A 26120-nucleotide genomic window follows, 5' to 3' on the forward strand; every position below is an offset into this window, starting at 1 on the left:
ACCGCCACCGCCGAGCCCTATGGCTTCTTCCCTACCGTAGAGCAGGTCAGCGGGAACGAAATCGCCGTGACCTACCACTGGCCGCGCGAGGGCGAATCTAATGCGGGGCACACCGGCGAAACGAATGCGGGCTTCCGTTGGGACGACGGCCAGCAGAAGGTCATCATGTCTGGCGACGTCCCGCCGACAAGCTAGCGCGGCGGTTCGCAACCGTTAGCGCAGGCGCTGGCCCACAAACCCCGCGGCCAGCGTGTTGCCGCTCGACTGATCGATAAGCAGGAAATTGCCCACCGCGCCGCGGGCGGCGTAGTCCTCCACGGGAAGCTCCGCTTGTGTTTGGACGGTGATGTAGGCGATGTCATTGAGCGCCGCGGACTCCGGAGCCTCAACATCCGCCACGCCGTCTAGGTCGAGGATGCGGTCCACCGATGCCACGCGCGCCTTGACCAATGCTGTGCCATAGCGCAGCTTCACCATCTGGCCCGCGCGCAGCTCCTTGTCCGTGAGGACCACCGCGGTGGCGGCGAACTCGCGCACCTCCTCCGGGCGTTGCGTCCCGGCGATGAGGTCGCCGCGGGCCAAGTCGATTTCGTCGGCCAGCCGCAGGACCACGGAGTCGCCGGCGCGCGCCGCCTCATCGGAGCCAAGCGGGCCATCGGTGGTATCAATCGCGGTAACCGTCGACGTCCGCCCGCCCGGCAGGGTCACCTCATCCCCCACCGCCACGTGCCCGGCCTTCACGCGCCCGGCATAGCCGCGGTAGTCGGAGGCGTGCTCGCGGATGACGTACTGAATGGGGAAACGCAAGTCCAGGTCATCGGCGCGGCCGGTCGCCACGGGGACGGTCTCCAGCGTGTCCAGGACCGTCGGACCCTCATACCAGTCCATGGTGGTGGAGCGTTCCACCACGTTATCGCCCTTGAGCGCGGAGATCGGGATGACCACCGAATCCGTAATGCCCAGGCGCGCGGCGACCTCGTTGAACTCCGCCTCAATCGCGCGGAACGTGGCCTCGTCGAAGTCCACCAGGTCGATCTTGTTCACGCCCAGAATCACGTGGCGCACGCCCAAGAGTGCTGCCACGTTGAGGTGGCGGCGGGTTTGTTCGACGACGCCATTGCGGGCGTCGACAAGCAGCACCACCACCTGGGACGTGGACATACCCGTGACCGTGTTGCGCGTGTACTGCACATGTCCTGGGGTATCGGCGAGAATGAAGGTGCGCTTATCAGTGGCGAAGTAACGGTAGGCCACGTCGATGGTGATGCCCTGCTCGCGCTCGGCACGGAGGCCGTCGACAAGCAGCGACAGGTCCATGCCGTCGAAGCCGCGGTCGGCAGAAGAACGCTCCATGGATTCCACCTGGTCCGCGAGCACGGACTTGGTGTCATAGAGCAGGCGGCCCACGAAGGTGGACTTGCCGTCGTCGACGGAACCGGCGGTGCACAGGCGCAGAGTATCGCGCTGCTTGAGCGCGCCGACATTCGGCGCAAGGGTGGTGGTCGTCATCAGAAGTAGCCTTCCTTCTTGCGGTCCTCCATGGCGGACTCGGACAATTTGTCATCGGCGCGGGTGGCACCGCGCTCGGACAGGGTGGAAATGGAGATTTCCGCGAGCACCTCATCAGGCGAGGCGGCGGTGGATTCCACGGCACCGGTGCAGGACATATCGCCCACGGTGCGGTAGCGCACGGTGCGAGTCTCCAGCGGCTCATCCTCGCGCGGGCCGCCCCATTCGCCCGGGGTCAGCCACATGCCGTTGCGGTTAAATACCTCGCGCTGGTGCGAATAATAGATGGAGGGAAGCTGCAGGTTGCGCGCGCCGATGTACTCCCAAATATCGGACTCCGTCCAGTTGGAGATGGGGAATACGCGGACGTTTTCGCCGGCCATCTTGCCGCCGTTGTAGAGGTCCCACAGCTCCGGGCGCTGGCGGCGCGGGTCCCAGCCGCCGAAGGAATCGCGGATGGAGAAGATGCGTTCCTTGGCGCGGGCGCGTTCCTCATCGCGGCGCGCGCCACCCAGGACGGCGTCGTAACCGCGCTCGGCGATGGTCTCCACCAGCGGCACGGACTGCAGCGGGTTGCGGGTGCCATCGGGGCGCTCCTGCAGGTCGCCGCGGTCGATCCAATCCTGGACGTGGGCGACGTGCAGGCGCGCGCCAGTCTCGGCGACGAGCTGATCGCGGAAGTCGATGACCTCCGGGAAGTTGTGGCCGGTATCCACGTGGATGAGTTCGAAAGGCACGGTGGCCGGCGCAAAGGCGCGGCGGGCGAGCTCGAAGACGACGACGGAGTCCTTGCCGCCGGAAAAGAGCAGGCCTACCTTGTCGAATTGCCCGGCGACTTCGCGCAGGATGTGGAGGGATTCGTTCTCTAAATCTTTAAGGTGTGGTGAAAGAGTCATTAGTCGTGCAACCCGCATTCTGTCTTGCCGTCTGCGAAAACGCGCCCGGAGCGCGCATCCTCGCCCTCGCCTACCGGGAAGGTCAACGGCGCGCAGCCGATAGAGCGGTAGCCCTGCAGGGTGAGGGGGTGGATGATGAGATCGTGTTCCTTGATGTAAGCGTCGGTGTCGTCGAGGTCCCAGGTAATAATCGGGGAAATCTTCAGCCGGCCCGTGCGGTCCAGGCTCAGCGCCGGGGCACTCGCGCGGTGCTCGGAATCGGCACGGCGCAGGCCGGTAACCCACCCGACGTACGGGTCCATGGCCATGTTGAGCGGCTCCACCTTGCGCATACGGTTATACGCGGCAACGTCGCGCGCATACAGGCGCGGGCCGTAAATCTTGTCCTGCTCCTCGGGGCTCAGCAGCGGGCGCACGGTCACCAGCGGTAGATCCGCATAGCGCTTGGCGACGTCCCCCGCTACCTCCAACGTCTCCGGAAAGTGCCAGCCGGTATCGATAAAGAGCAGGTCGGCGTCGAGGTGCGCTTGGTGCGCAAGCTCGGCCAGCACGGTGTTTTCCATGGACATCGTGACGGCGAGGCGGCCGGGTGCGTGCTCGGCGGCCCAGGCGGTAATCGTGTCGGCGGAGGCATCGTGGAGCTTATCGGCCCACTCGTCGACGAGTTCCTGGTTGCGCTGGGCCACGGCAGGTTCCAGCGGCGCGGTGTCGCGGGTGCCTTCGGGGCTAATGCTGGGGTCGCGGTAGTCGCCGCGGTCCAGCAGGTTGATCGGTTCGGTCATGACTCCTCACATTAAAGGGAGCTGGGCTTGCGTGCAGCCCCACAGAGGGGTGCGAGGGCTGTGAGCTTGGGTACTAGGAAGAATAAAAATTAGCCAGAATGAACCGAGCGGACTAGATTTACAGACTAGACAGTCTACTTCTAACGAACTGAAGGGGTTCTCATGCAGCGTGTTGCCATCGTCGGGGACGGCCCCGCAGCGCTCTCCACCGCCGAACGGCTCATCAGGGCCGGGCTGTGCGTGGACCTCTACTGCGAGCGCCCCGCGCCGTTTGGTTTGCTGCGCCGTTTCGCGGGACTGTCCGGCGCGGAATCCGCCGCCTCGCCGTGCCCGAAGGGGACAACGCCGCGCCTGCGGCTCATCGGCAACGTGAGCGTGGGCTCTGGCCCGGACGCGGACATCAACCACACGGACCTCAACCAGCTCTCCGCCTCCGGCGACCGCCACCTAGTTTTGCTGGAGCTCATGGCCCGCGGCGTGGCCATCACGACATGGGAAGGCCTCTGCCGCCCCACCGACGACGTCGAGGATTGGGCCGCCGTCACGGCACAGGCGCAGCGCGCGCCGGTCTGCTTCTAGCGCGCGGGCGCGCGAGCGCGCGAGCTAGTCGCTCGCGCAGCCATAAGGGAAGCCTGCTGCCGATACCCACGCTAGACGCGCTCGCGTCTAGCGGGATAGACTTGCGCGGTCAATGCTCTCCAGCGGCCCGGCGCGGCCGCCAACACGCACGAAACGCTGGCACATGGAACTCGTTCGCATCCTTCTATCCCGCTCCAAGCCGTACACCGGCTACGTCATCGCGGTGCTGCTCCTCCAAGCGCTCTCCACCGCGGCTACGCTCTACCTGCCCTCGCTCAACGCGAAGATCATCGACAGAGGCGTGGCCCAAGTAGACATCGACTACATCTGGCGCACCGGCGGCATCATGCTCATCGTGGCCTTCGTCCAAGTTAGCGCCGCCATCGCCGCCATCTGGTTCGGCTCCCGCACCGCCATGGGTCTGGGCCGCGACCTGCGCTCCGATATCTTCCGCCGCGTCACCCGCTACTCCGCCGAAGACATGAGTAACTTCGGCACCGCCACCCTCATCACCCGCGGCACCAACGACGTCCAGCAGATCCAGATGGTCTACATGATGATCCTCAACTTCATGGTCACTGCCCCCATCATGTCCATCGGCGGCATCATCATGGCCATCCGCGAAGACGCCGGCATGTCCTGGCTCGTCGCGGTGTCCGTCATCGTGCTGCTGGCCGCCATCTCCCTCATCATCGTCCGACTCATGCCGCTCTTCCGTGCCTGGCAAGGCAAGCTCGACGTCATGAACGGCACCCTGCGCGAACAAATCGCCGGCATCCGCGTCGTCCGCGCCTTCACCCGCGAGGAGCACGAATCCGAGCGCTTCCGCACCGCCAACCGCGACCTGACCAATCTCTCCCTCAAGGTCGGCCAGCTGTTCATCCTCATGTTCCCCATCATCACCGTCATTCTCAACGTGGCCACCGGCGCGGTCCTCTGGTTCGGCGGCCACCGCGTGGACGAAGGCCTCGTGGAGGTCGGCTCACTGACCGCCTTCCTGCAGTACCTGCTGCAAATCCTCGCTGCGGTCATGATGGGCACTTTCATGGCGATGATGCTCCCCCGCGCCATTATCTGTGCGCGCCGCATCACCGACGTCCTCGAACACGAGCCCTCCATCACCGAACCCGACCAGCCCCGCACTCCGGAGCGCTCCAAGGGCATCGTCGAGTTCGATAACGTCACCTTCCAGTACGCCGGCGCCGAAGCGCCCGTGCTTCACGACGTCTCCTTCACCGCCACCCCCGGCACCACCACCGCGCTTATCGGCGCGACCGGTTCCGGCAAGACCACCGCGCTCTCCCTCATCCCGCGCCTCTACCTCCCCACCGAGGGCCGAGTGCTTCTCGACGGCACCGATATCGCCGACATGGCGCGGAAGGACGTCGTCAAGCGTGTGGGCCTCGTGCCGCAGAAGCCCTACCTGTTTAGCGGCACCGTGGCCTCCAACCTGCGCCTGGGTGCGCCGGAGGCCACCGACGAGGAGCTGTGGAACGCGCTGCGCGTGGCGCAAGCTGACTTTGTTGAGGACCTCGACATGCACATCGCGCAGGGCGGCACCAACGTCTCCGGCGGCCAGCGCCAACGCCTGTCCATCGCGCGCATGCTCGTCGCCCGCCCGTTGGTGTATCTCTTTGATGATTCCTTCTCCGCGCTCGACGTACTGACGGATGCCGCGGTGCGCTCCGGAATGCGCGAGTACACCGCCAAGGCAACGACCATCATCGTGGCGCAGCGCGTGAGCTCGATTGTGGATGCCGACCAGATTGTGGTCATGGACGCCGGGCGCGTCGTAGCCCGCGGCACGCACGGGGAGTTGCTCGAGTCCTCCGAGACGTACCGCGAGATTGTGGAATCCCAGAAGACCTCGGAGGTGGCATAAATGGCTGAGCAGGATAACGCTACGTTGAGTGAAGACACCACAATCGAGGAGAAGACCGGCGAGAACGCCCCGCGCAAGGCCAAGAACTTCTGGCCCTCCGCCAAGCGCCTCTTTGGTCTGCTTGCGCCGTTTAAGGTGCAGCTGTTTGCGATTGCGGCGATGAACATCATCTGTGTGTTCCTCGCCGTGGCCGCGCCGAAGGTGATGGGCAAGGCCACCGACGTCATTTTCTCCGGCGTCATTTCCCGCCAGCTGCCCGCTGGGATGAGCAAGGAGCAGGCCATCGAGGCGTTGCGCGCGGGCGGGCAGGATAAGTTCGCCGACATGGCCTCAGCCATGGACTTGAACCCGGGCTTCGGCATCGACTTCTCCACATTGGGCACGATTATTGGCATCGTGATTGCGATGTACGTGGTGTCTTCGCTCTTCCAGTGGTGGCAGGGCTACTTGCTCAACTCCATGGTCATGAAGATCGTCTTCGACCTCCGCGAGAGCATCGAGGCCAAACTCAACGCACTGCCGCTGAACTACTTCGATACGCAGTCGCGCGGCGACCTCCTCTCGCGCACCACCAACGACGCCGACAACATCCAGTCCGCCCTGCAGCAGGCCATTTCGCAGCTGTTCTACAACCTGCTCATGGTCATCGGGATCACGGTCATGATGTTCACCGTGTCCTGGCAGCTGGCCTTCGTGGCGCTTTTGGCGCTGCCGCTGACCGCGGTGGTCATCGCGGTGATTGGCTCGCGCGCGCAGAAGCAATTCAAGGCGCAGTGGAAGGCCACCGGTGACCTCAACGGGCAGGTGGAGGAAGCCTTCTCGGGCCACGACCTGGCGACCGTCTTCGGGCGCATCGATTCCATGACGGAGGACTTTGATAAGCGCAACGAGGAGCTGTTCCGTTCCGCCTCGCTGGCGCAGTTCCTGGCTGGAATGATGATGCCGATCATGCAGTTCATCTCCTACCTGTCCTACGTGGTCATCGCAGTGCTCGGTGCGTTGAAGGTGGCCTCCGGCACGCTGACGTTGGGCGGCGCGCAGGCCTTCATCCAGTACTCGCGCGAGTTCAACCAGCCGCTGGGCCAGCTCGGCGGCATGATGCAGCAGGTGCAGTCGGGAGTGGCCTCGGCCGAGCGCGTCTTCGAGTTCCTCGACGCCGAGGAAGAGCCCGCCGAAGAGTCCACCTCCCGCTTGGGTGGGCGCGCGAAGGGGCTCGTGGAGTTCGAAGACGTCGACTTCTCCTACAACCCCGACAAGCCGCTCATCCAGGACCTCAACCTGCGCGTGGAGCCCGGCCAGACCGCGGCCATCGTCGGCCCCACGGGCGCTGGCAAGACCACGCTGGTCAACCTCATCATGCGCTTTTACGACATCGATTCGGGCAGCATCCGCCTCGATGGCGTCGACACCGCGCAGATCTCGCGCCACGAGCTGCGCTCCCAGGTAGGTATGGTGCTACAGGACGCCGTCGTCTTTGAGGGCACCATCATGGACAACATTCGGTACGGCCGCCTCGATGCCACCGACGAGGAGGTCATCGCCGCCGCGAAGGCCACCTACGTGGACCGCTTCGTCCACTCCCTCCCCGATGGCTATGACACCAAGATTGACCAGGATGGCGGCGCGATTTCCGCCGGCGAGCGCCAGCTCATCACCATCGCGCGCGCTTTCCTGGCGCAGCCAGCGCTGCTCATCCTCGATGAGGCCACCTCTTCCGTGGATACCCGCACCGAGGTGCTCGTTCAGCAGGCCATGAATGCGCTGCGCGCGGACCGCACCTCCTTCATCATCGCGCACCGCCTGTCCACGATTCGCGACGCCGACCTCATCATCGTTATGGAAGAGGGCCGCATCGTCGAACAAGACACCCACGCCGAGCTTCTCGACGCCCACGGCGCCTACTGGCGTCTCCACCAGTCCCAGTTCCGCGAAGACTAGAGCTCGTCGACGGTCACAGACATCGTCGGGGCCGAGAACGTGTCACCCGTGAGGTTTGCTAGCTCGAGGGTGACGTCGGTGAGGGAGAGGTGTTCCATGAGGGCGTCGGGAAGCTCGGCGTCTGGGACAGGATTCGGCTGGGGTATACCGAGCTGGTCGAGGACGGCATTAATGTCACCGCCGGTGAGGTCTGCCGTGACGGGCACGGTGCGCGCGCCTTCGACGGTGGGCGTGGCGGTCAGCGAGGTCGCCACGATGCGCGCGGGCTCCACCGTCGTTATGGCCCCGCCGGTGGTGAGCAGGCCATCGCCGGCGTTGCCCGGCAGCGTGATGGCAAGGTTGCGCACGGCAAGGCGCTCTCCGGTGAGCTCGATAACGCGCACCTCGCCGTCTCGGGTGGGCATCGTACCCAATGTGGCTTTCACGTTCCCCGTCAGAGTCACCTCGTCCGCTCGCACGGTGGAAAAATAAGGCTGCGCTGGGGCAACCTGCGCCCCGACTGGTCCCGCGCTGCTCACCAGGATCTGCGCGCTGAGCACGGCTACCCCGACCTTCACGCGCGCCGGTCGGGCAGCTTCGCGCCTCGAAGCGTTAACCATCGCTGGGCTCCCAGGCCAAGGTCAGCGCGCCGCCGATGATGCCGAGTAGCGAACCGATGAGAAAGCCTCCCAAGTTGGAGGTGGGAAGCGCAATGACCGCCACGATGATGCCCAGTACCCCCAGGTACGTCGCAGTGGTGGGACGGAACCACGCGCCAAGGCCAAACATGACCAGCAACGCCCCGATAAGCAGGGTGGACACACCCGACACGGTAGAAATCATGACGAGCAGGTCCGAGATCTGCACCGTGAAGTAGGCCGGCATAGCGATGACGATGCCCGAAAGAATGAGCAGCAGCCCCGGAATAAACGGCCGCCCAGCGCGCCACGTCTTAAACCGCCCCCACACCGACCGTTCGGGCACCGCGGTACCGCGCTCATCGATTGAATCAGGTTCCACGGTGCCAGCTTCTGAAGCCGCGGAATCAGCAGACATTGCCGCGGCCCCGCTCCACAGATACGCCCACATTCTTTGCGGATAGCGTCTTCGCGCCTATGGAGGTGGCGCGCACGTCGTCGGCAGTCAGCGAAACCTGCTTGGCATAGAGGCCCCACGTTCCCGGGTCGGCGGACTGGGACAGCTGGCTGGCGTCGATGCCCACGTTCGCGTCCTGCATGACCAGCGAGCCCTCGATATTCGACGCACCAACGAGGAGACCAGTGGCCTCCACACTGTTATCGCCCTTCGCCTTGAGCGCGAGCGTGGACTCCCCCACCGCAGGCAGGTCAGTGGTGACATAAAGACACAAATCCGAGGCCACGGCGTGTTCCATCTTCAGCCGCGCGGTGGGAACATCCTCCTCGCCCTTCTTGTCGCTATCCACAAACAAGGAAAAGCCATCGCCTTCCAAGTGACGAATGTTGACGTTGAAGAACGTACCCGAGAGCGCCAGATTCGCCGTCAGACCGCCCTGCGCAACCGCAACTCCGGCCACTCCGAATGCTGCGAAGCCCGCAACGAGGCCCACCGCGGCCTTCGGAACATTGATTCTGCCCACAACGCCTCCTGAATTCTTAGCCCTCAAGATGATAGCTGAATGCTGACTCACTGATTTGGGGCCGGGGGATTTAAGGTAGGAGGCACGCACAGCAGCAATTAAAGGAGCGCGCATGTTCGGCTGGGTTGCCATCGCCGCATCGATCCCGGTGTGGCTGTACTTTTTCTACCGCCTCACGGCGCTGTTTCGGTTTATCCGCTCCGGCGGGCCCACGCAGCTGAACCGTACCGACCGGCCCCTGGCGCGCCTTGGTCGCGTGCTCATCGAAGTCTTCGGCCATACCCACTTCAAAGGCCGCCCGCTGGTCAACGCCGCGCACTGGCTCGTCATGGTGGGCTTCCTCTTTGGCGCCATCGTGTGGTTCGAGGCCTATATTCAAACCTTCGCGCCCGATAAGGGCTGGCCGTGGCTCAGCGACTGGCCGGTGTACCACTTCATCGAAGAGGTCCTCGCCATCGGCACCGTGCTCGGCATTTGCTTCCTCATCGGCGTGCGCCTGAAACTCGGCCACACCGATCGCGGCAGCCGCTTCTACAATTCGCAGGTCTTCCCCGCACGCCTGGTGGAGGCCATCGTCTTCCTCGAAGGCCTCGGCATGCTCGCCGTCAAGGCCGCCGCCATCGCCACGTACGGCGGTGGCTCCCCGTGGGCTGATTTCTTGACGATGCGTGTGGCGGGGGTGCTGCCGGCGTCGCCAAGCATGGTGCAATTCTTTGCCCTGGTGAAGCTGCTCACGGGCCTGGTGTTCATCGCGTGCATCGCCCACTATTTCCAGTGGGGCGTGATGTGGCACCGCTTCCTGGCGTTCTTCAACATCTTCTTCCAGCGCAACGCCGACGGCGAGAAGGCGCTGGGCGCTCTCCCCACGCCGGACTTGGAGGACCTCGAACCGGGAAGCTGGAAGATGCTTCTCGACGCCTCCTCCTGCACCGAATGCGGCCGCTGCCAGGACCTGTGCCCCGCATGGAACACCGAGAAGCCGCTGAGCCCGAAGAAGCTCATGATGGACCTGCGCCAGAGCGCGCTGGATAATTACAACCCGCATGAGGGGCTCAACGTGCTGGCGATGGCGGGCACGATTGATGATGACGTCCTGTGGTCCTGCACCAACTGCGGTGCTTGCGTTGACCAGTGCCCGGTGGATATCGAACACATCGACCACGTGGCGGACCTGCGCCGGTTCAAGGTGCTGGCGGAGTCCGACTTCCCGTCGGAGCTGACCGGGCTGTTTAAGAACATGGAGACGAAGGGCAACCCGTGGGGGCGCAACGCTTCGGAGCGCCGCGCGTGGATCGATGAGGCGCGTGCCGACGGCATTGAGGTGCCGATCATCGGCGAGGACGCCACTGATTTCTCGGACCTGGAGTACCTGTTCTGGGTCGGTTGCGCGGGTGCGTACGACGACAAGGGCCGCGCCACGACGCGCGCGGTGGTGGACATGCTGCACACTGCGGGCGTGAAGTTCGGTGTGCTGGCCACGGGCGAGACCTGTACCGGTGACCCGGCGCGCCGTGCTGGCAATGAGTTCCTGTTCCAGGTGATGGCGGAGCAGAATGTTGCCACGCTTAACGACGCCTTCGCCGGCGTCCCCAAAGGCCAGCGCAAAATCATCACGACGTGCCCGCACTGCTTCAACACGATCCGCAACGAGTATCCCGATTTCGACGGCCACTTTGATGTGCTGCACCACACGCAGCTGCTCAACCGTTTGGTGCGGGAGAAGCTGCTCGTGCCGGTGCCGCGTTCCCCGGAGAACCGCCGACGCGTCACGTATCACGACCCGTGCTTCCTGGGCCGCCACAACAAGGTCTTCGACCCGCCGCGTGAACTCGTCGAGGCGACCGGCGCAACGCTGGCGGAGATGGACCACAACCGCGACGAGGCCTTCTGCTGCGGTGCCGGTGGCGCGCGCATGTTCATGGAAGAAAACCAGGGCAAGCGAGTTAACGAGTTCCGCTCGGAGCAGGCCGTGGCGACCGGTGCCGAGCAGATTGCGACGGGCTGCCCGTTCTGCAATGTCATGCTGACGGGTGGTGTGAAGTCCATCGCGCCGCAGACACAGGTCAGCGATGTGGCGCTCATGCTTCGCGACGCCATTGCCCCCTCCGGCGACCTTCCCGCCCCGCGCGAGAAGGCCTTCCTCGACACTCCCCGCCGCCTGCCCGTGGAAGATTCCACCGCACCTTCCCCGGAAACACTCGCTGCGGAATCTGCCCCAACAAGCTCTCCGCAGGCCCCCACCGCTGCACCAAGTACGTCTGCGGCGCCGACACCTCCGACTGCCCCCAGCGCGCCCGCAGCTCCGTCTGCGCCGAGCGCACCGCAAGCACCCGCCGCGCCCAGCGCACCACAGGCAGCGTCAACGCCTCCTGCCGCGCCGAGCGCACCGCAAGCACCTGCCGCGCCGAGCGCGCCAACGGCTCCATCCGCTGCACCGCAGGCACCATCAACGCCGACTGCCCCCAGCGCGCCGAACACGCCTGCAGCACCCTCGACTCCATCTGCGCCACAAGCGCCCTCTGCTCCCAGTGCACCACAGAGTCCATCTGCTCCAACGGATCCCAGTGCACCGCAGGCCCCAGCTGCGCCACATGTCGCAGGAGCTCCAACCGCTCCTACAGCGCCGAGTGCTCCCAAAGCACCTACCGCACCGTCCGTGCCAGACGCACCCGCAGCTCCATCTGCACACACTCCGGCACCGAACGCAGCCTCTGTACCGCAGGCACCAGCCGCCCCTTCAGCACCGCCTACGCCCAGCGCTCCTGCGGCACCAGGCACGCCAAACGCTGCAGCTGTACCGACTGCACCGGCGGCACCCAAGGCTGCAACAACGCCAAGCACTCCCGGTGCACCGGCGGCCCCAGCGTCAAACGTTCCCGGTGCTCCCGCTGCACCAAACGCACCGCAAGCGCCCGCAGCACCAAGCGTTCCCGCCGCCCCGAGCACGCCAACGACGCCTCAGGCACCAGCCGCCCCTTCAGCACCGCCTACGCCCAGCGCTCCAGCGGCGCCGAGTGCGCCAAACACGGGGTCCGTACCGCAGGCCCCGTCCGCGCCAACTACCCCGCCGAAGGCTCCGGGGGCGTCGGAAAGCGAGGACTAGTGCGACGTCCGCCACACCACCGCCGCGCAGGGTAGGCGAGCTTTATATCGCACAGGTACGCTCTACTCCATGCAATCTGACGTGACCTACGTCCTCGCCTCGGGCGAGACCAACTACACCAACTCGCTGGTGTCCTTCGCATGGATTATGGCGGTGGCGCTGCTGGCGCCGTTGGTGTCTCATGCCCTGGGCAAGAAGATGCCGGCCGTGGCGCTGCTGATTTTCTTCGGCATGCTCATCGGCCCATCGATGTTGGACCTAGCAAATGAGGACCCCGGCATCGGGATGCTCAAGGAACTCGGCGTTGGCGCGCTGTTCCTGCTTGCGGGCTTTGAAATTGACCTCGCCACCCTGAAGTCGAAAGAAGCCGCCACAGGGTTATCCACGTGGCTCATCTGCGTGGTGGCGTGTGGCGTCGGCGCCTATTTCCTCATGGACGACATCCCCGGCGCCATCGTCATGGCCATCGCTTTGACCTCCACCGCCCTGGGTACCATCACGCCGATGCTCAAACAGGAGAAGCTCCTTGGCACGCGCGTGGGCGATTCCGTAGTCATCCACGGCGCGATCGGTGAGGTCGCGCCGATTACCGCGATGGCGCTCCTGCTGGGAACGCGCTCCACGTGGACAACGATGCTGATTCTTCTCGCCTTCATCGGCATTGCCGTGGCCGTCGCCGTCATGCCCTTCGCCATTACTACCCTCATGCCGTGGTTCAAGGATGCCTTCATCTCCGGGGCGGGCTCCACCAATCAGACCATCATGCGCCTCATCATCCTGATGCTGGCCATCCTCATGGCGGTGACGGCGGTATTCGAACTCGACATTGTCCTAGGCGCCTTCGCGACGGGCATCATCCTCAACCGCATCATTCCCGATGAGTTCCATAAGGGCTTGGAAAACCGCCTCGACGTGGTGTTTTATTCCATGCTCATCCCCGTCTTCTTCGTGGTCTCCGGCATGGCAATCGACTGGAACGTCATCCTGGACGAACCCATCAAGGTCCTCGGCATCCCGCTGCTCATCCTCGTGACCCGCGGCCTGCCGGTGTTCCTGCGCGAAAACCTTCACCAAACCGGCTCCAACGTCGAAACCACACGCGAGCGCATTCAGGTTGCCCTCTATGCGGCGACCGGCCTGCCCATCATCGTGGCCGTCATGACGCTAGCGGTGGATTCCGGCATCGTCGATAGTGAAATGGCCTCCATCTTCATCGCCGGCGGTGCCCTCACCGTCGCAATCTTCCCGTTCCTCTCCGGCCTCGTGCGCGAAAAGGCGGAAGAAAAGGGCTGATAGAATATAGGGCGTGACTAATCCCTTCAGCATGCGGCTTTCCGACGCCGAACGGACCGACGCCGTCAACGACCTCGCCCAGGCGCTGGGTGAAGGCCGTCTGACCATGGATGAGTTTGAGGAGCGCACCGACGCCGTCATGCTCGCCACCACCCGCCGCGAGTTGGCAGAAGTCTTCATGGATATCCCCACCAAGGCCAGCAGCGAGCTGAAGATTTACTCCCAGGGCGACGTCGCGCGCGCCTACCAGTCAACCCGGAAACCCCGCTTGGCCACCGCACTGGTTGGCTCCCTCGGGCTCCTTTTCGGAGCGATCGCATCCTTCGGCACCCTGTCCGGCGCCACCGCCGCACTCACCGGCACCGGCCTACTTTTCCTCATCCCCGCGTTGTGGATCATGCTGTACGTGGCCAAGGTGGGCCCGGAGTCTTGGCACCAGCCCTCAGCGCGGCAGATTGAGCGCCAGCGCATGCGCGAGCTCAAGGCCGCCGGCGCCGAAGAACGCGCGCAGATGCGGGCGTTGGAGCAGGCGCAGTGGGCGGAGAGGCGTCGCCAAGCAAGTGAAATTACCGGGGATGCGATGAATCTTGCCAAACGCAAGCTGAAAGAGTGGAACCAGAAGTAACATATCCGGCATGACTCACAACCGGATTTTTGATCAATCCACCAAACTACAGGGCGTTGCCTACGATATTCGCGGCGAGGTTTCCACGGAAGCCGAGCGCATGGAGCTCGACGGGCACAGCATTCTGAAGCTCAACACCGGCAACCCGGCGGTGTTTGGTTTCGATGCGCCGGATGTCATCATGCGCGACATGATTGCGGCGCTGCCGACCTCGCAGGGCTACTCCACGTCGAAGGGTATTATCCCGGCGCGGCGCGCGATTGTGACCCGCTATGAGCTGGAGGATTTCCCCAGCTTCGACGTCAATGACGTGTACTTGGGCAACGGCGTCTCCGAGCTGATTTCGATGGTGACACAGGCGCTGCTTGACGACGGCGACGAGGTTCTCATCCCCGCCCCTGACTACCCCCTGTGGACGGCGGCGACGTCGCTGGCGGGTGGCACGCCGGTGCACTATTTGTGCGATGAGGAGGATGATTGGAATCCGTCCATTGAAGATATTCGCGCGAAAGTAACGGAGAAGACCAAGGCCATTGTGGTCATTAATCCGAATAACCCGACGGGTGCCGTGTACTCGCGTGAGACCCTGCAGAAAATCGTGGATGTGGCGCGCGAGTATAACCTGCTGATTCTGGCGGATGAGATTTATGACCGCATTCTGTATGACGGTGCGAAGCACATTTCGATTGCCTCGCTGGCGCCGGATTTGCTGACGATTACGTTTAACGGCTTGTCGAAGGCCTACCGCGTGGCCGGCTACCGTGCCGGTTGGATGGTGCTGACAGGCCCGAAGTCCCATGCGCGTGGTTTCATCGAGGGCTTGGATTTGTTGGCGGGCACGCGCCTGTGCCCGAATGTGCCGGCGCAGCACGCGATTCAGGTCGCGCTGGGCGGGCGGCAGTCAATTTATGAGCTCACCGGTGAGGGCGGGCGCTTGCTCAAGCAGCGCAACATTGCCTACGAGAAGCTCAATGAGATTCCCGGCGTGTCCGTGGTGAAACCGATGGGCGCGCTGTACTGCTTCCCACGCTTGGACCCAGAGGTCTATGAGATTCACGATGACTCGAAGCTCATGCTCGACATCCTGCGCGCCGAGAAAATCCTCATGGTGCAAGGCACCGGCTTTAACTGGCCCACGCCGGATCATTTCCGCGTGGTCACGCTGCCGTGGGCCTCGCAGCTGGAAAACGCGATCGAGCGACTCGGCAACTTCCTGGTGAGCTACCGCCAGTAGCACCGCCGATACCTGAACTTCGCGCGATAGGGCCCACGGCGCAAAGAAAGCACAACACAAACGTGCATGCAGAATCCCTCACCGGCCGGTGTTATCAGTCCGGCGGGGCGGGGCTTCCCGGCTCGGAACGTGTGGATGTCCGTGATTCGGCCGGCTTTGCGGTCTGGGCGCGACGGCTTGTGCTAGGGCTCGCAACGGTGCTTACTGTTTCTTGACGGTTTTCGCGGATGCGCTGGGCGCGCGGCGCGCGGTGCGGATGCGCCGGTTCCCGCGGATCGCGGGGCCCAGCCGGCACCCATTTAATTTTGCCGTCTTCGCGCACGATGCGGCCCCGACCCGGCAAGCCATTGATGGCGTTGTGGTACTTGCACAGCGGGGTGAGGTTTTCGGGGTTCGTTTCGCCGCCTTTTCGCCATTCTGTGATGTGGTGTATCTGAGAGTAATCGGCGCCGCACAGGCACCGGTCCCAGGCACAGGTAGGTTGCTCACCGCTGGCCATGATGCGCTGCTTTTCCGAGGCAACGCGCTGGGTGCGGTGGAGTTCGACGGGGCCTTTGACGCGGTCGACAAGCATGACGAGGCCTTCTTCGGCGAGCTCCCGCTCGATGAGCTCTTGGCCGGTGATTTTCGCGCCGTTGGAAAGCTGAATCACGATATCCCCGAGGTCCGGCGCCGCTGGGTCGCCGGCCGCTGTGCTGTCACGGCCGGATGTCTCATCGATGGCAGGCTCGTCAGAAACATTAGACGGTGATGCGGCGGCGGACTCGGTGGGAGGCATGGCACCCGTGGAGTCGGGGCGCAGGGTAGATGTGGTGGCGGGCTGGGTAGGAGGCGTGCCGTCAGCAGCGGGCGCGGCGGAGTCGGGGCGCGGGGTGGAGGGATCACCTAAACGGCCCAAGATTGTGGCGTACTCGGGAAGCTCCATGACGGCGAGGGTCTGGGCCACGGGGCGGGCGAGGCGGCCCTCACGAAACGCGGCGGTAAAGGAACCCACCGGATCGTTTTCATCGATATTGGGGCGCAGGTCCTCGATGAGCGCGGCCGGGGCTGTGAGCGTGAGCTTCGACAGCTCCTTGCCACGGCGAATTGTCACGCCCGGCTTCGGCGCGGGCGGCGGGTTGAGCTCACGAATGCGCTTGCGCGCATAGCGGGCCACGGCCTTTTCATCCCCCGCGATGCCGCACAACTCAATGCGCAGATCCCACGCCTCACGCTGCTTCTTCAACCTTCCTGCGAAGCGTTCAATGAGCAGCAGCGTGGGCAGGTCGTGCCCATTGGCGCGGGCGGCCGAAACGGCACGCGCCTGTTTGCGGGTGAAGGAGGTGGGGGCAAAGTAGACGTCGAAAAGCGCCAGCAAGGAACGCGCCACAGACTCCGGACCCCACGCCCGCAGCTGCTCGAAGCTCAGCCCCGCAATGCCGGCGACGAGCTCAATGCCCGCCGCCTGGCTGCGAAGATGCGCTTCCACTAGGTTCATACCAGCCACGCTAAACGCCCCACCCACACTACACAATGGCACCGCTGCCAGCCTGTGGATAACTTGTTGATCGCGTCAGCAATACTTTTCTTTATTATGAAACTCATTCACAATAGTAGGCATGACTAATCTCAGCCCGTGGCGCACGGGGCTCCTAGGATTTCTTGCCATCACGGCCCTCGCAACCCTCGCGGGACTATTCATCCTCCGCCCCACCAGCGCGCTTACTGAGCACACCAGCCCGGACTTTTCCACCACCTACGCCCTCAATCATCCACAAGTCGAAGGCACCGTGGAGACCGTGGATAACCACCTGTGCTCCGATCCCCACACGGGCCGCGCCTTCGATGAGGCCCCGCTCATCCCCGCCGAGGGCGACGACACCTCCTGCACCCGCGCCCTCATTGACCTAAGCTCCGGCGCTGACGCAGGCCGCAAGACGCAGCTCGTATTCTATGGCGTGGCCAGTGACCCGACCCTCCACCCCGGTGACGAGGTAATTCTGACAGTTTCCAGCGACGGCACCTATGCCTTCGCCGATTTCCAGCGCGCCGGCAACCTTGGCTTGTGGGCGATTATCGCCGCCGTCATCATCATCGCCTTCGCCGCCTGGCATGGGCTGCGCGCGCTGCTGGGCCTCGGCATCAGTTTGGCCATCGTGTTCTTCTACCTCATCCCCTCCCTCATCGAGGGCCATTCCGCGCTGCCGCTGGCGCTCGTTACCTGCGCGGCCATCCTTTTCCTCGCCGTTCCTCTCGTGCACGGCGTGAACTGGAAATCCGCCTCCGCCCTGGGAGGAGCATTGGTGGCGCTGGCGTTGTCGGGGGCGTTGGGGTGGGCGTCGATAAGCAGCACGGCACTGACGGGTTCCAGCTCGGAGGATAACCTCAAGCTGCTGCTCTACATGCCGGGGGTTTCCGTCGTGGGAGTGCTGCTGTGTGGGTTCATTGTGGGCGCATTAGGCAGCCTCAACGATATCGCGGTGGCGCAGGCCTCCACCGTGCGCGAGCTCAACGCCGCCGACCCCACAGCCGGGCCCGGCGCGCTTTTCATGTCAGCCATGAAGGTGGGCCGCGACCATATCGCCTCCATGGTGTACACCATCGTGCTGACCTATACCGGCGCGGCTCTGCCGCTGCTCATGCTCATCACGGCGGCGCAGCGCCCAGCCCTGCAGATCCTCTCCAGTGACCTCGTCGCCACAGAGGTTCTGCGTTCCTTGCTGGGCGCGATGGCGCTGACCCTGGCGGTGCCGCTGACCACCGCGATTGCGGCGTTTACTGTACCGGAAGGACGCGACCAAGCGCCTCGACGGTCCAGCCGGCCTCGCGCCAAGCATCGACGCTGAGCACGTTGCGCCCATCGATGATGTGGCGGCGGGCCACGAGCTCGCCGGCCCCAGCCGGGTCGAGGTCGCGGAATTCCTGCCACTCGGTGGCGAGGATGACCAGCTCGGTGTCCTTGAGTGCCGCGCTTGCCGACGCCGCGTAGTTCAGCGTCGGGAACACCTTCTTGGCGTTCTCCATACCTTGCGGGTCATAGACCGTCACGGCGGCTCCCGCCAGGGAGAGCGAACCGGCCACGGAGAGCGCTGGCGAATCGCGGACGTCATCGGAGTTGGGCTTGAAAGCGCAGCCCAACACGGTAACGCGGTGGCCCAAAAGGGAGCCGTCGAAAGCCTGCTTGGCCAGGTCCACGACGCGGTCGCGGCGGCGCATGTTGATGGCGTCGACCTCGCGCAGGAAGGTCAGGGCTTGGTCGGCGCCGAGTTCACCGGCTCGCGCCATGAACGCACGGATGTCCTTGGGCAGGCAGCCGCCGCCGAAACCGAGGCCCGCGCCGAGGAACTTGCGGCCGATGCGCTCGTCGTAGCCGATGGCGTCGGCAAGCTTGACGACGTCCGCCCCTGCAATCTCGCAGATTTCAGACACGGCGTTGATGAAGGAAATCTTGGTGGCCAAAAAGGCGTTAGCGGAGACCTTGACCAGCTCGGCGGTCTGCAAGTCGGTCACGATGAACGGGGTGTTCTGTGCCAGTGGCTGGGCATAGACCTCGCGGGCAACCTCTTCGGCGTTACTTACACCGTCGGCGAGCCCTGCCTCGCCGACGCCGAGGACGATGCGGTCCGGGGTGATGGTGTCCTTGACCGCGTATCCCTCGCGCAGGAACTCCGGGTTCCAGGCAATCTCCACGCTGGTGCCCTCTGGGGCCAGTTCATCGGCCATCTCCTGCAGCCGCGCCGCGGTGCCTACCGGGACGGTGGATTTGCCGAAGATGATGTGCTCGCCCTTAAGGCGCGGTACGAGCTCCGTGATGACGGACTCCACGTAGGTGAGATCCGCGGCATAGGAGCCGTGGGCCTGCGGGGTGCCGACGCCGAGGAAGTGCACGTTGGCGAACTCCGCGGCGTCATCATAGCTGGTGGAAAAATCTAGGCGGCCGGCCTCGATGTTGCGCTCGAGTACCTCCGGCAGGCCAGGCTCGTAGAACGGCACGCGGCCGCCCTTCAGAGCTTCAATCTTGTTTTCATCAACATCTACACCGAGTACCTCGTGGCCGAGCTCCGCCATACAGGCGGCGTGTGTCGCACCTAGGTAGCCGGTACCAATAACAGTCATACGCATAACCGGCTATTTTAGGCGCTCCTGTGCCTGCTTGCCCGACGAGGTGCAGAATGTTTAGCGGAAGTTCAGATAGGACTTCGACGGTGTTGGCCCGCGCTGGCCTTGGTACTTCGAGCCCAGAGCGCCGGAGCCGTACGGCGCCTCCGCCGGCGAGGACATCTTAAAGATTGCCAACTGGCCCACCTTCATCCCCGGCCACAGTGAAATGGGCAGGTTCGCGGTGTTAGACAGCTCGAGCGTGATGTGCCCGGAGAAGCCCGGATCGATGAAGCCCGCCGTGGAGTGCGTCAGCAGACCCAGGCGCCCCAGGGAAGACTTGCCCTCCAAGCGGCCTGCGAGGTTGGCCGGCAAAGTGAACTTCTCCAGCGTGGCACCCAGCACAAACTCACCTGGGTGCAGCACAAAGGCATCACCCTCAGCCACCTCCACCTCGCTGGTGAGGTCCGGCATCTCCTGCTTGGGGTCGATATGCGTGTAGCGCGAGTTATTGAACACGCGGAAGAACTTGTCCAAGCGCACATCGATGGAGGAAGGCTGGACCATCTCGGCGTCGAAAGGCTCGATGCTCAAATGCTCGGGAGCATCAGCGGCGATGGCGGCACGGATATCACGATCAGAAAGAAGCACGGCTCATAGTCTACCTCCCCACTGGGCCTTTTATGGCCTCGGGCGGCGGCGGTGCTAAGCTTTACGACGATGCACAATCTGCATTGCGCCGACGTAGTTTAATGGTAGAACTGCAGCTTCCCAAGCTGCTGGCGCGGGTTCGATTCCCGTCGTCGGCTCCACTTATCTTTCCAGCTCATGGACTAATTTCATACCTGCAGGATGGACCATGACAGCCCCTATCTTCACGCCGAAAACCACAGCGGAGCTTCGCTCTGAGCGTGAGCATATACTTCAAGATCTTGCGCCCCGCACAATCGATGAACTCCGCGAACTTCGTGCGATAGATCAAATCCTAACTATCGATGAGGCCATTCTGAATCAGTATGAAGCTCTGTGTTTCGTTATCGGCGACTAGGAACAGATATGGTTTCTCTCAGGACTGCACCTTCCCTAGTCTGAGCTTCTAAAAATCTCTTCAAGCGCCCCACGTCAACTCAAGGGTGCGCGGCAACAGACTCCACACAGGCAGGACACAATGGGCAAGAACGAACCAGCGGGAATCACCGACGCACCCAAGAAAAAAGGCACCAACCACAACGCCATCATCGCGTTGATCCTGATTCTCGTCGGCCTTGGCGTCCTGCTCTACCCCGTCGTAGCCACGCAATGGAACAACTACAACCAGTCCCGCGCCGCGGAAGAGTACGCGAAGCTCGAAAAACAAGCCCCGCCTGAGGTTCTGCACACCGCGTGGGAGGAAGCACAAGCCTACAACGCCGGGTTGGGCCAGATCAGCATCGACGACGCTTGGACCACCACCGATGACGAAGACTCCCCCGAGTACCAGCGATACCGCCAGTACCTGTCGGTATTGTCTGAGACCGATGCCATGGGCCGCATCGTCATCCCTTCCATCGATTCTGATCTGCCTATTTATCACGGCACGTCGGAGAAGGCACTCTCCCGCGGTGCGGGCCACCTCTACGGCACGGACCTACCCGTCGGCGGAATAGGCGACGGCGAGGGCCGGCACGCAGCACTCTCTGCCCACACAGGTCTACAGAACGCCACGCTGTGGGACAATCTCACCAAGGTCAAGAAGGGTGATGCTTTCTACATCGCCGCCGGCGGCGAGAAGCTCAAGTACGAGGTGCACGATATTCGGGTCGTCGAGCCAGCAGACACCAGCTCGCTCCACCGCGTACCGGGCCAAGACATCGTTACGCTCATTACTTGTACCCCCTACGGGGTTAACACCCATCGCTTGCTCGTCACCGGCCACCGCGTGCCGATGGATCCGGAAGACGAGGCTGCATTCAACAGCTCGGGTGTGCACTGGCAGTGGTGGATGTGGGCCATTCTGGCTGCCGCGGCCATTATCGCGCTTTTGCTCATCTACTGGTGGCGCAAATATGTCAGCAACGCCAAGGACACCGCGCTTGACGACGACCCGCAGGACTCCTAACCAACAATGAATATGCAATAAGGCCCGCCCTTCCCTGCTTGTTGGAAGAGCGGGCCTTTTCTAAAAGTAGCTGCAGGCGCTGGTTCTATGCCGGGCGACGTCGCAAAGCAAGGCACCCTGCCGCGATAATCGCGGCCCCAGCGAGAGCCCACAGGCCTACGCCCTCACCACCGGTCTTGGGCAGTGCACCCTTGGTGATGTCGGCGACCTGAAGGATGCCGACCTTCTTCACGCAATTAGCAGCGGTGTCGGACTCAGCGCACCTATTACTGGTGATCGCGGTCCCTCCTGAGAGCACCTCGATGACTGCATTGCCATTCTGATCCCACTTCGTCGAGAACTTGATCGGCGCGGGCAGCAGGTTGTAGCCTTTCGGCGCCTTGGTCTCGATGAGGTAGTACACGCCAGGGGCGTCCAAGCCTTCGAGCTTGACGCGGCCTGTGGTGGTGGTCGTGGACTGCTTCACCACGGGGTTAGCATCAGTGTTGACGCTGCCATCCGTGTTGAGCTTCAAGTTGCCGTCAGCGTCACCACGGTGGACGGTGAACTGCGCGCCGTCGAGCAACTCGTCGGTTTGAATCTTGTCCGGCGCGGCTGGATCATAGCTAACCTTTTCAAGCAGGACATCCATCTGCTTGGTCTCCAGCGGGATACAAGAGGTGTCTTTCCAACCGCCCATCTCTGCCTCGTTCATGAGGCCAAAGTTGGGTTCATGTAGGCCATCCTTGGTGTAGCAGCGGGAGTTACCGGCAGGCTGACTCGGGTACCCGGCAGGGACGGATGTGCTATTCAATTTGGTTCGATCCAGCTTGAAGCGCACCGTCACCTCGTAGACGTGCTGCCCGGAGCTTCCATTGACGCCCTTGGGCTTAATGATCTTTGGAGTGTCGTTCTTGTTGAGTTCATACGGACCGGCACCCTGATAGGACTGCGGCTCGCTGGTCTTGTTGAACTCGTCCTTGAAGACCACAGTGGCCCCGGTAACCGTGGCGGCACCGACGAACTTCGGGGTGTCCGTCAGCTTCCCGTAGATCACCTCATTGGTATCGAAGCCGGGGGAGTCCGGTGCAGCTACAACAACGTTGTACTTCGCGGTGTATTCATTCGTGCTTCCTTGAACCGGCTGCGGCGCACTGTCGACGGCAACCTTATCGACACAGGCATCGGTGGCAACGTTATCGTTTTCAGCCGGGCTCGACTCACCGTCCGTGGCTTGGAAAGACACCCTGTTCGGGCTACACACCGTCTTAAGGTTGCCGTTCTCATCCTTGCGCACAGGCGCCGAGACGACGAACTCTACTTTCGCTTTGCCTGGAAGAGTACCAACATAGCCCATCATGTACCGCGACTCACCAGCTGTAGCTGACGGCAGGGTCATTCCGGCATAAATACCGGTCCCCGGGCCAATCTCGTTGGGTCCTGGCTTACGCTCGTTGACGAGTGTGGAGCCAGACCCGAAGTCTTCGAACTTAGCAGTGGGGCCCGAAGCGTTCACTCCATAGTGCGTATCCGTCGGCAGGTACTCCCAAAACGTACCACCTGAGCTTGGGTTGTTTGTTGTATTTTCCACGGAGATGGTCCAGAAAGTACGCACCTCTCCGTCTACTACTTTGGTTTCAGAGCGTTGCTTCTTCACCGCAATGTTTGATTGCAGCGCTGGCGGCGGCGGAACTAGGTCGGAGGCCGCGTCCGTGTTAAATGAAGCAGGCAGGTTGTTCATTATGTTGACCAACTCGAACGTCGGACTATCGAGATCCGGGTTAGTGATTTTCAACTCAAAGCCCAGCTGATTCGCATTCGCACTACCCGAGCCAAAACCCAGGTTTCCATTGGAATAGGTCCACGCCTTACCCCAGGAAGCAGAAGGGTTAGAGATCGTACGCCCATCCAACGTCTTGATACCGGTGAGATCCCAAGTCGTGATTTCGCCGGTCTGTGTGTCAATGCGTTCAAGGATAAGCTTGTCGCCTGCCTTAGACTTACTCTGGAAACCCCACATATACTTCTGGGCTTGCGGGAGCACCGCCCAGTCCTCCGAAAAAGACTGCTGGTTTCCGAACACACGTTTAGCAGTGGCCTTACCGACATCGTTGACGTTACCGACATCGATTCTATAAAGGCGCCGAGTACCAGAGGTAGACGTGTTAGCCACGAAGAAACCCTCGCTGGTATACACGCCCGCGTTAAGCACATCCCGGTCGCTGCTCGTTTCGAACGGGGTACCGGTACTTCCGGCCGCAAGGATAGGCCCAAGGTTATGTACCACACCGGTCGCCGGATTAATCTGCAGGAGATTTCCTGCCGGGTAGCAAGGATCACCATTTAGGCCGCGAATCTGGCTCACCGCATAGAGCCAGTTATCGCTCGAGTTGAAGGCCAGAGAGTTATAGACCCATGGTGTTTTCTCGCCGACTTGCTGATAGTCACGCCCCTGATCGATCTGGCGGCGCAGGACAGAGGTATCTCGGTTCAGCCCGAGGGGCTCACTGGTCACCACGTAGATGGGGCTGCCGTCGGCAAATTCAGCTGGGGTGAGCTCGCGCTTTGGCTGCCTGCTTGTAACCGGATCTTGGCACTCTTCTTTCGCAGGAACAGTGAAGGAAGCTGTAAACACTGTATTGTCTGGCCCGCGGTGAACACCCTTAAACTGAATCTGTGCGGTGCCACCAATAGTAATCTGCGGCAGGATGACTTGGTATTCCTTGGCGCTAATCCTTTTGTAGGTCACCTTCGCCTCATACCAACCTCCGTTGGCACCGGTGTAATAGATCGTCAGGTCATCAGGGTTAGTCGATAAATAACTGTTAACGCTGGATTTGAGGGTAACCACCGTGCCTTGCGGAATGGACAGCTGGCCGCCAAAAAGCTCACCGGCCGGAATCTTAAAGTTCGGGATATAGCGGCTTCCCTTGAGCACGTAACCATCGTTTTGCATCGTGATGGTTCGGTCGCCTGCAGCGTACGGGGTAATGTTCGGTGCTGCCATCAGGCGAGCTGGAGCCTCGTCAACGTCAGCAATTTCCAGCGGCTCAGTCACTTCCGAAGGAGCTTCTGGGGTTTCGCTGGATTCCGTTGAAGACGTGCTGGGCGTCTCCTCGGCTACTCCCCGCACATCGACGGACATCCCACTAAGTTCGGAATCCTCTACGACCGCTGGGATCTTCAATGAGAAAGCTGCTCCCGCTGGCACGTCAGTAGAAAGGCCAGTGATTCGGAAAGTCGCTGAAGAGCTGGTCGATTTTACAACGAGGTTGTCTCCTTCGCGGACGGGGATCGCCTCGCCGTCGATAGTCAGTGTGTAGGCCGTGCCTTCGAACTCCAGTCCTGTAGTCTCAACAGTGAACTCCAACTCCTCCACGGTTCCGGCGTCAACAAAGTGGCCTTCAAATGTTGCGGAGTCGCCAGCAGTCAGGCTCAGTTGGTCTGCGGAATCGAGCTTGGTGCGCAGGGTTGTGGTTTGCGCTTCGGCTACGGCACCAACGATTCCGGGCAGAGCAGCCGGTGCAGCAACACCAACAATGAGAGCCAGCGCCGCGATGAACGCCGCTAAGACGCGCCAGCGGTACACTACCGGCTCGGCCGGGTGAGTATCTGTCCAGGACATTAGCGTCCCTCGCTTTCTGAATTCTTCCTGCGGCTAAAAGCAATCATCACGAAACCGGTAGCAATCAATGCCAACGCTCCGGCCACCACACCGAGTACTTCTGCACCGGTCATTGCCAATGAGCCTCCATTCCCTTGCGAACGGTTCGGGGAATCTGAAGTTGTGTTTGTACCAGATTCCGGGTTGTTAGGTGGCGTTGTCCCAGGCTCGTGCGGAGTCTCTCCTGGCTTTGTCGGTGGTACCGGGGGAATCAACGGAGGGAACACCGGCGGAAACTTTGGCGTTGTCCGCGGAGTACTCGAGGTTGTCGATGGAGTATTCGGGGTTGTCGGGGCCGTGGGGGTCGTCGGCGGCGTCGGCGTTTCACCCGGCTTGTGGGTCTTGGCCACAATCACTCCTGGCACTGGGTTCGGATTGTCCACCACTGTGTGGAACGGAACCACCACCACAAACGGACTAATCTCCCGGTAGGAGTCATCCGGGGCCGTCGACGTCACCACATAGAAACCATTGGCAAGACCACCAAACGTCACCTCTCCATTGGCATCGGTGACTTTCTCCGCGTGCATATCAGTGCGCCAATCACGAACCTCGTCGAGATTCGCGTTCCGTACGCGGGCTGCGTCGTCAGCGTTGGTCGGGTCCAAGCCGGCAAGCCGGGCCAGACGAATCGTAACTCCCTGAATCTTTCCCGCAGGCGCATGACCATCGTCATTCGGATTACCTTGTGTAAGCCGCACTGTCACCGTATCCGTAGCCGAAGTGCGTTCCGCACCAGTGGACTGCTGCCCGGCAACCTGCACCGCTTCTGCAGCAACCACGCCCGGCCCTGCGAACGCAATCGCACACGCTACTCCAACGGCAGCCACTCGGGCCGACCATGCATTTGTCAACCTCTTCATC

Annotated in this window: 21 protein-coding genes and 1 tRNA gene; 11 read left to right on the forward strand and 11 right to left on the reverse strand. The window is 62.6% G+C overall.

Annotated elements, in window-relative coordinates; all coding sequences use genetic code 11:
* A partial coding sequence (locus HMPREF2993_RS12580) for an LppP/LprE family lipoprotein (RefSeq protein WP_141758317.1) occupies positions 1-195 on the forward strand: 195 nt, incomplete at its 5' end.
* A gap of 18 nt (positions 196-213) precedes the next feature.
* On the opposite strand, the gene HMPREF2993_RS12585 is transcribed toward HMPREF2993_RS12580, so the two are convergent.
* Genes HMPREF2993_RS12585 through HMPREF2993_RS12595 form a run of 3 tightly spaced genes read right to left on the reverse strand, consistent with a single transcriptional unit; the run spans position 214 to position 3187 of the window.
* Positions 214-1509 (reverse strand): sulfate adenylyltransferase subunit 1, encoded by a 1296-nt coding sequence (locus HMPREF2993_RS12585; protein ID WP_070702669.1) that lies wholly within the window; start codon positions 1507-1509, stop codon positions 214-216.
* Positions 1509-2405, reverse strand: coding sequence for a sulfate adenylyltransferase subunit CysD (gene cysD / locus HMPREF2993_RS12590; protein WP_010188641.1), 897 nt, complete (start codon positions 2403-2405; stop codon positions 1509-1511). Before cysD ends, HMPREF2993_RS12585 begins: the two co-directional genes overlap by 1 nt.
* Positions 2405-3187, reverse strand: coding sequence for a phosphoadenylyl-sulfate reductase (locus HMPREF2993_RS12595; RefSeq protein WP_070702671.1), 783 nt, complete (start codon positions 3185-3187; stop codon positions 2405-2407). Before HMPREF2993_RS12595 ends, cysD begins: the two co-directional genes overlap by 1 nt.
* Positions 3188-3349: 162 nt before the next feature.
* On the opposite strand from HMPREF2993_RS12595, the gene HMPREF2993_RS12600 reads away from it, so the two are divergent.
* The 3 genes from HMPREF2993_RS12600 to HMPREF2993_RS12610 all read left to right on the forward strand — a co-directional run bounded on the left by HMPREF2993_RS12600 (position 3350) and on the right by HMPREF2993_RS12610 (position 7586).
* Positions 3350-3766, forward strand: coding sequence for a methylenetetrahydrofolate--tRNA-(uracil-5-)-methyltransferase (locus HMPREF2993_RS12600; RefSeq protein WP_070702673.1), 417 nt, complete (start codon positions 3350-3352; stop codon positions 3764-3766).
* A 163-nt stretch (positions 3767-3929) separates the two neighbouring features.
* Positions 3930-5648, forward strand: coding sequence for an ABC transporter ATP-binding protein (locus HMPREF2993_RS12605; protein ID WP_070702675.1), 1719 nt, complete (start codon positions 3930-3932; stop codon positions 5646-5648).
* A complete protein-coding gene (locus HMPREF2993_RS12610; protein ID WP_070702677.1) occupies positions 5649-7586 on the forward strand; it encodes an ABC transporter ATP-binding protein in 1938 nt (645 codons plus the stop codon).
* Here the strand turns inward: HMPREF2993_RS12610 and HMPREF2993_RS12615 are convergent.
* Genes HMPREF2993_RS12615 through HMPREF2993_RS12625 form a run of 3 tightly spaced genes read right to left on the reverse strand, consistent with a single transcriptional unit; the run spans position 7583 to position 9183 of the window.
* Complete coding sequence (locus HMPREF2993_RS12615; protein ID WP_070702679.1) at positions 7583-8185, reverse strand: hypothetical protein; 603 nt, start codon at positions 8183-8185, stop codon at positions 7583-7585. The genes HMPREF2993_RS12610 and HMPREF2993_RS12615 overlap by 4 nt on opposite strands.
* The gene (locus HMPREF2993_RS12620; protein ID WP_246822446.1) at positions 8178-8585 is read right to left on the reverse strand and encodes a DUF6114 domain-containing protein; all 408 of its coding nucleotides are present in this window, start codon (positions 8583-8585) and stop codon (positions 8178-8180) included. The genes HMPREF2993_RS12615 and HMPREF2993_RS12620 overlap by 8 nt, the downstream gene beginning before the upstream one ends.
* Positions 8586-8610: 25 nt before the next feature.
* Entirely contained in the window at positions 8611-9183 is a 573-nt protein-coding gene (locus HMPREF2993_RS12625; protein ID WP_049154769.1) for a DUF6230 family protein, read from the reverse strand.
* 112 nt (positions 9184-9295) lie between these two features.
* Between HMPREF2993_RS12625 and HMPREF2993_RS12630 the strand changes: the two genes are divergently transcribed.
* The 4 genes from HMPREF2993_RS12630 to HMPREF2993_RS12645 all read left to right on the forward strand — a co-directional run bounded on the left by HMPREF2993_RS12630 (position 9296) and on the right by HMPREF2993_RS12645 (position 15438).
* Complete coding sequence (locus tag HMPREF2993_RS12630; RefSeq protein ID WP_070702682.1) at positions 9296-12286, forward strand: (Fe-S)-binding protein; 2991 nt, start codon at positions 9296-9298, stop codon at positions 12284-12286.
* 69 nt (positions 12287-12355) lie between these two features.
* Positions 12356-13579 (forward strand): cation:proton antiporter, encoded by a 1224-nt coding sequence (locus HMPREF2993_RS12635; RefSeq protein ID WP_070702684.1) that lies wholly within the window; start codon positions 12356-12358, stop codon positions 13577-13579.
* Between the two features lie 13 nt (positions 13580-13592).
* Positions 13593-14204: a DUF1707 SHOCT-like domain-containing protein gene (locus HMPREF2993_RS12640; RefSeq protein ID WP_246822447.1), complete on the forward strand. Its 612-nt coding sequence runs from the start codon at positions 13593-13595 to the stop codon at positions 14202-14204.
* 10 nt (positions 14205-14214) lie between these two features.
* Complete coding sequence (locus tag HMPREF2993_RS12645) at positions 14215-15438, forward strand: pyridoxal phosphate-dependent aminotransferase (RefSeq protein WP_010188626.1); 1224 nt, start codon at positions 14215-14217, stop codon at positions 15436-15438.
* 94 nt (positions 15439-15532) lie between these two features.
* On the opposite strand, the gene HMPREF2993_RS12650 is transcribed toward HMPREF2993_RS12645, so the two are convergent.
* Positions 15533-16915, reverse strand: a complete 1383-nt coding sequence (locus tag HMPREF2993_RS12650; protein WP_070702688.1) for an HNH endonuclease signature motif containing protein — start codon at positions 16913-16915, stop codon at positions 15533-15535.
* 121 nt (positions 16916-17036) lie between these two features.
* Between HMPREF2993_RS12650 and HMPREF2993_RS12655 the strand changes: the two genes are divergently transcribed.
* Positions 17037-18263 carry a YibE/F family protein gene (locus tag HMPREF2993_RS12655; RefSeq protein ID WP_070702690.1) on the forward strand — a complete coding sequence of 409 codons (1227 nt, stop codon included), beginning with the start codon at positions 17037-17039 and terminating at the stop codon, positions 18261-18263.
* Here the strand turns inward: HMPREF2993_RS12655 and HMPREF2993_RS12660 are convergent.
* Both HMPREF2993_RS12660 and dcd read right to left on the reverse strand, forming a co-directional pair.
* Positions 18193-19539 carry a UDP-glucose dehydrogenase family protein gene (locus tag HMPREF2993_RS12660; protein WP_070702692.1) on the reverse strand — a complete coding sequence of 449 codons (1347 nt, stop codon included), beginning with the start codon at positions 19537-19539 and terminating at the stop codon, positions 18193-18195. The genes HMPREF2993_RS12655 and HMPREF2993_RS12660 overlap by 71 nt on opposite strands.
* A 54-nt stretch (positions 19540-19593) precedes the next feature.
* Positions 19594-20166: a dCTP deaminase gene (gene dcd / locus HMPREF2993_RS12665; RefSeq protein WP_070702694.1), complete on the reverse strand. Its 573-nt coding sequence runs from the start codon at positions 20164-20166 to the stop codon at positions 19594-19596.
* 87 nt (positions 20167-20253) lie between these two features.
* Here dcd and HMPREF2993_RS12670 point away from each other — a divergent pair.
* A tRNA-Gly gene (locus HMPREF2993_RS12670) sits at positions 20254-20327 on the forward strand.
* 356 nt (positions 20328-20683) lie between these two features.
* Positions 20684-21613 carry a class C sortase gene (locus HMPREF2993_RS12680; RefSeq protein ID WP_049154776.1) on the forward strand — a complete coding sequence of 310 codons (930 nt, stop codon included), beginning with the start codon at positions 20684-20686 and terminating at the stop codon, positions 21611-21613.
* A gap of 85 nt (positions 21614-21698) precedes the next feature.
* On the opposite strand, the gene HMPREF2993_RS12685 is transcribed toward HMPREF2993_RS12680, so the two are convergent.
* Together HMPREF2993_RS12685 and HMPREF2993_RS13290 are read right to left on the reverse strand one after the other, a co-directional pair.
* Entirely contained in the window at positions 21699-25217 is a 3519-nt protein-coding gene (locus tag HMPREF2993_RS12685; protein ID WP_070702696.1) for a prealbumin-like fold domain-containing protein, read from the reverse strand.
* Positions 25217-26119, reverse strand: coding sequence for an isopeptide-forming domain-containing protein (locus tag HMPREF2993_RS13290; protein ID WP_083318738.1), 903 nt, complete (start codon positions 26117-26119; stop codon positions 25217-25219). The genes HMPREF2993_RS12685 and HMPREF2993_RS13290 overlap by 1 nt, the downstream gene beginning before the upstream one ends.
* Between the last annotated feature and the right edge of the window lies 1 nt (position 26120).

The sequence above is a fragment of the Corynebacterium sp. HMSC068G04 genome, from assembly GCF_001814885.1.
Classification (GTDB): domain Bacteria; phylum Actinomycetota; class Actinomycetes; order Mycobacteriales; family Mycobacteriaceae; genus Corynebacterium; species Corynebacterium hiratae.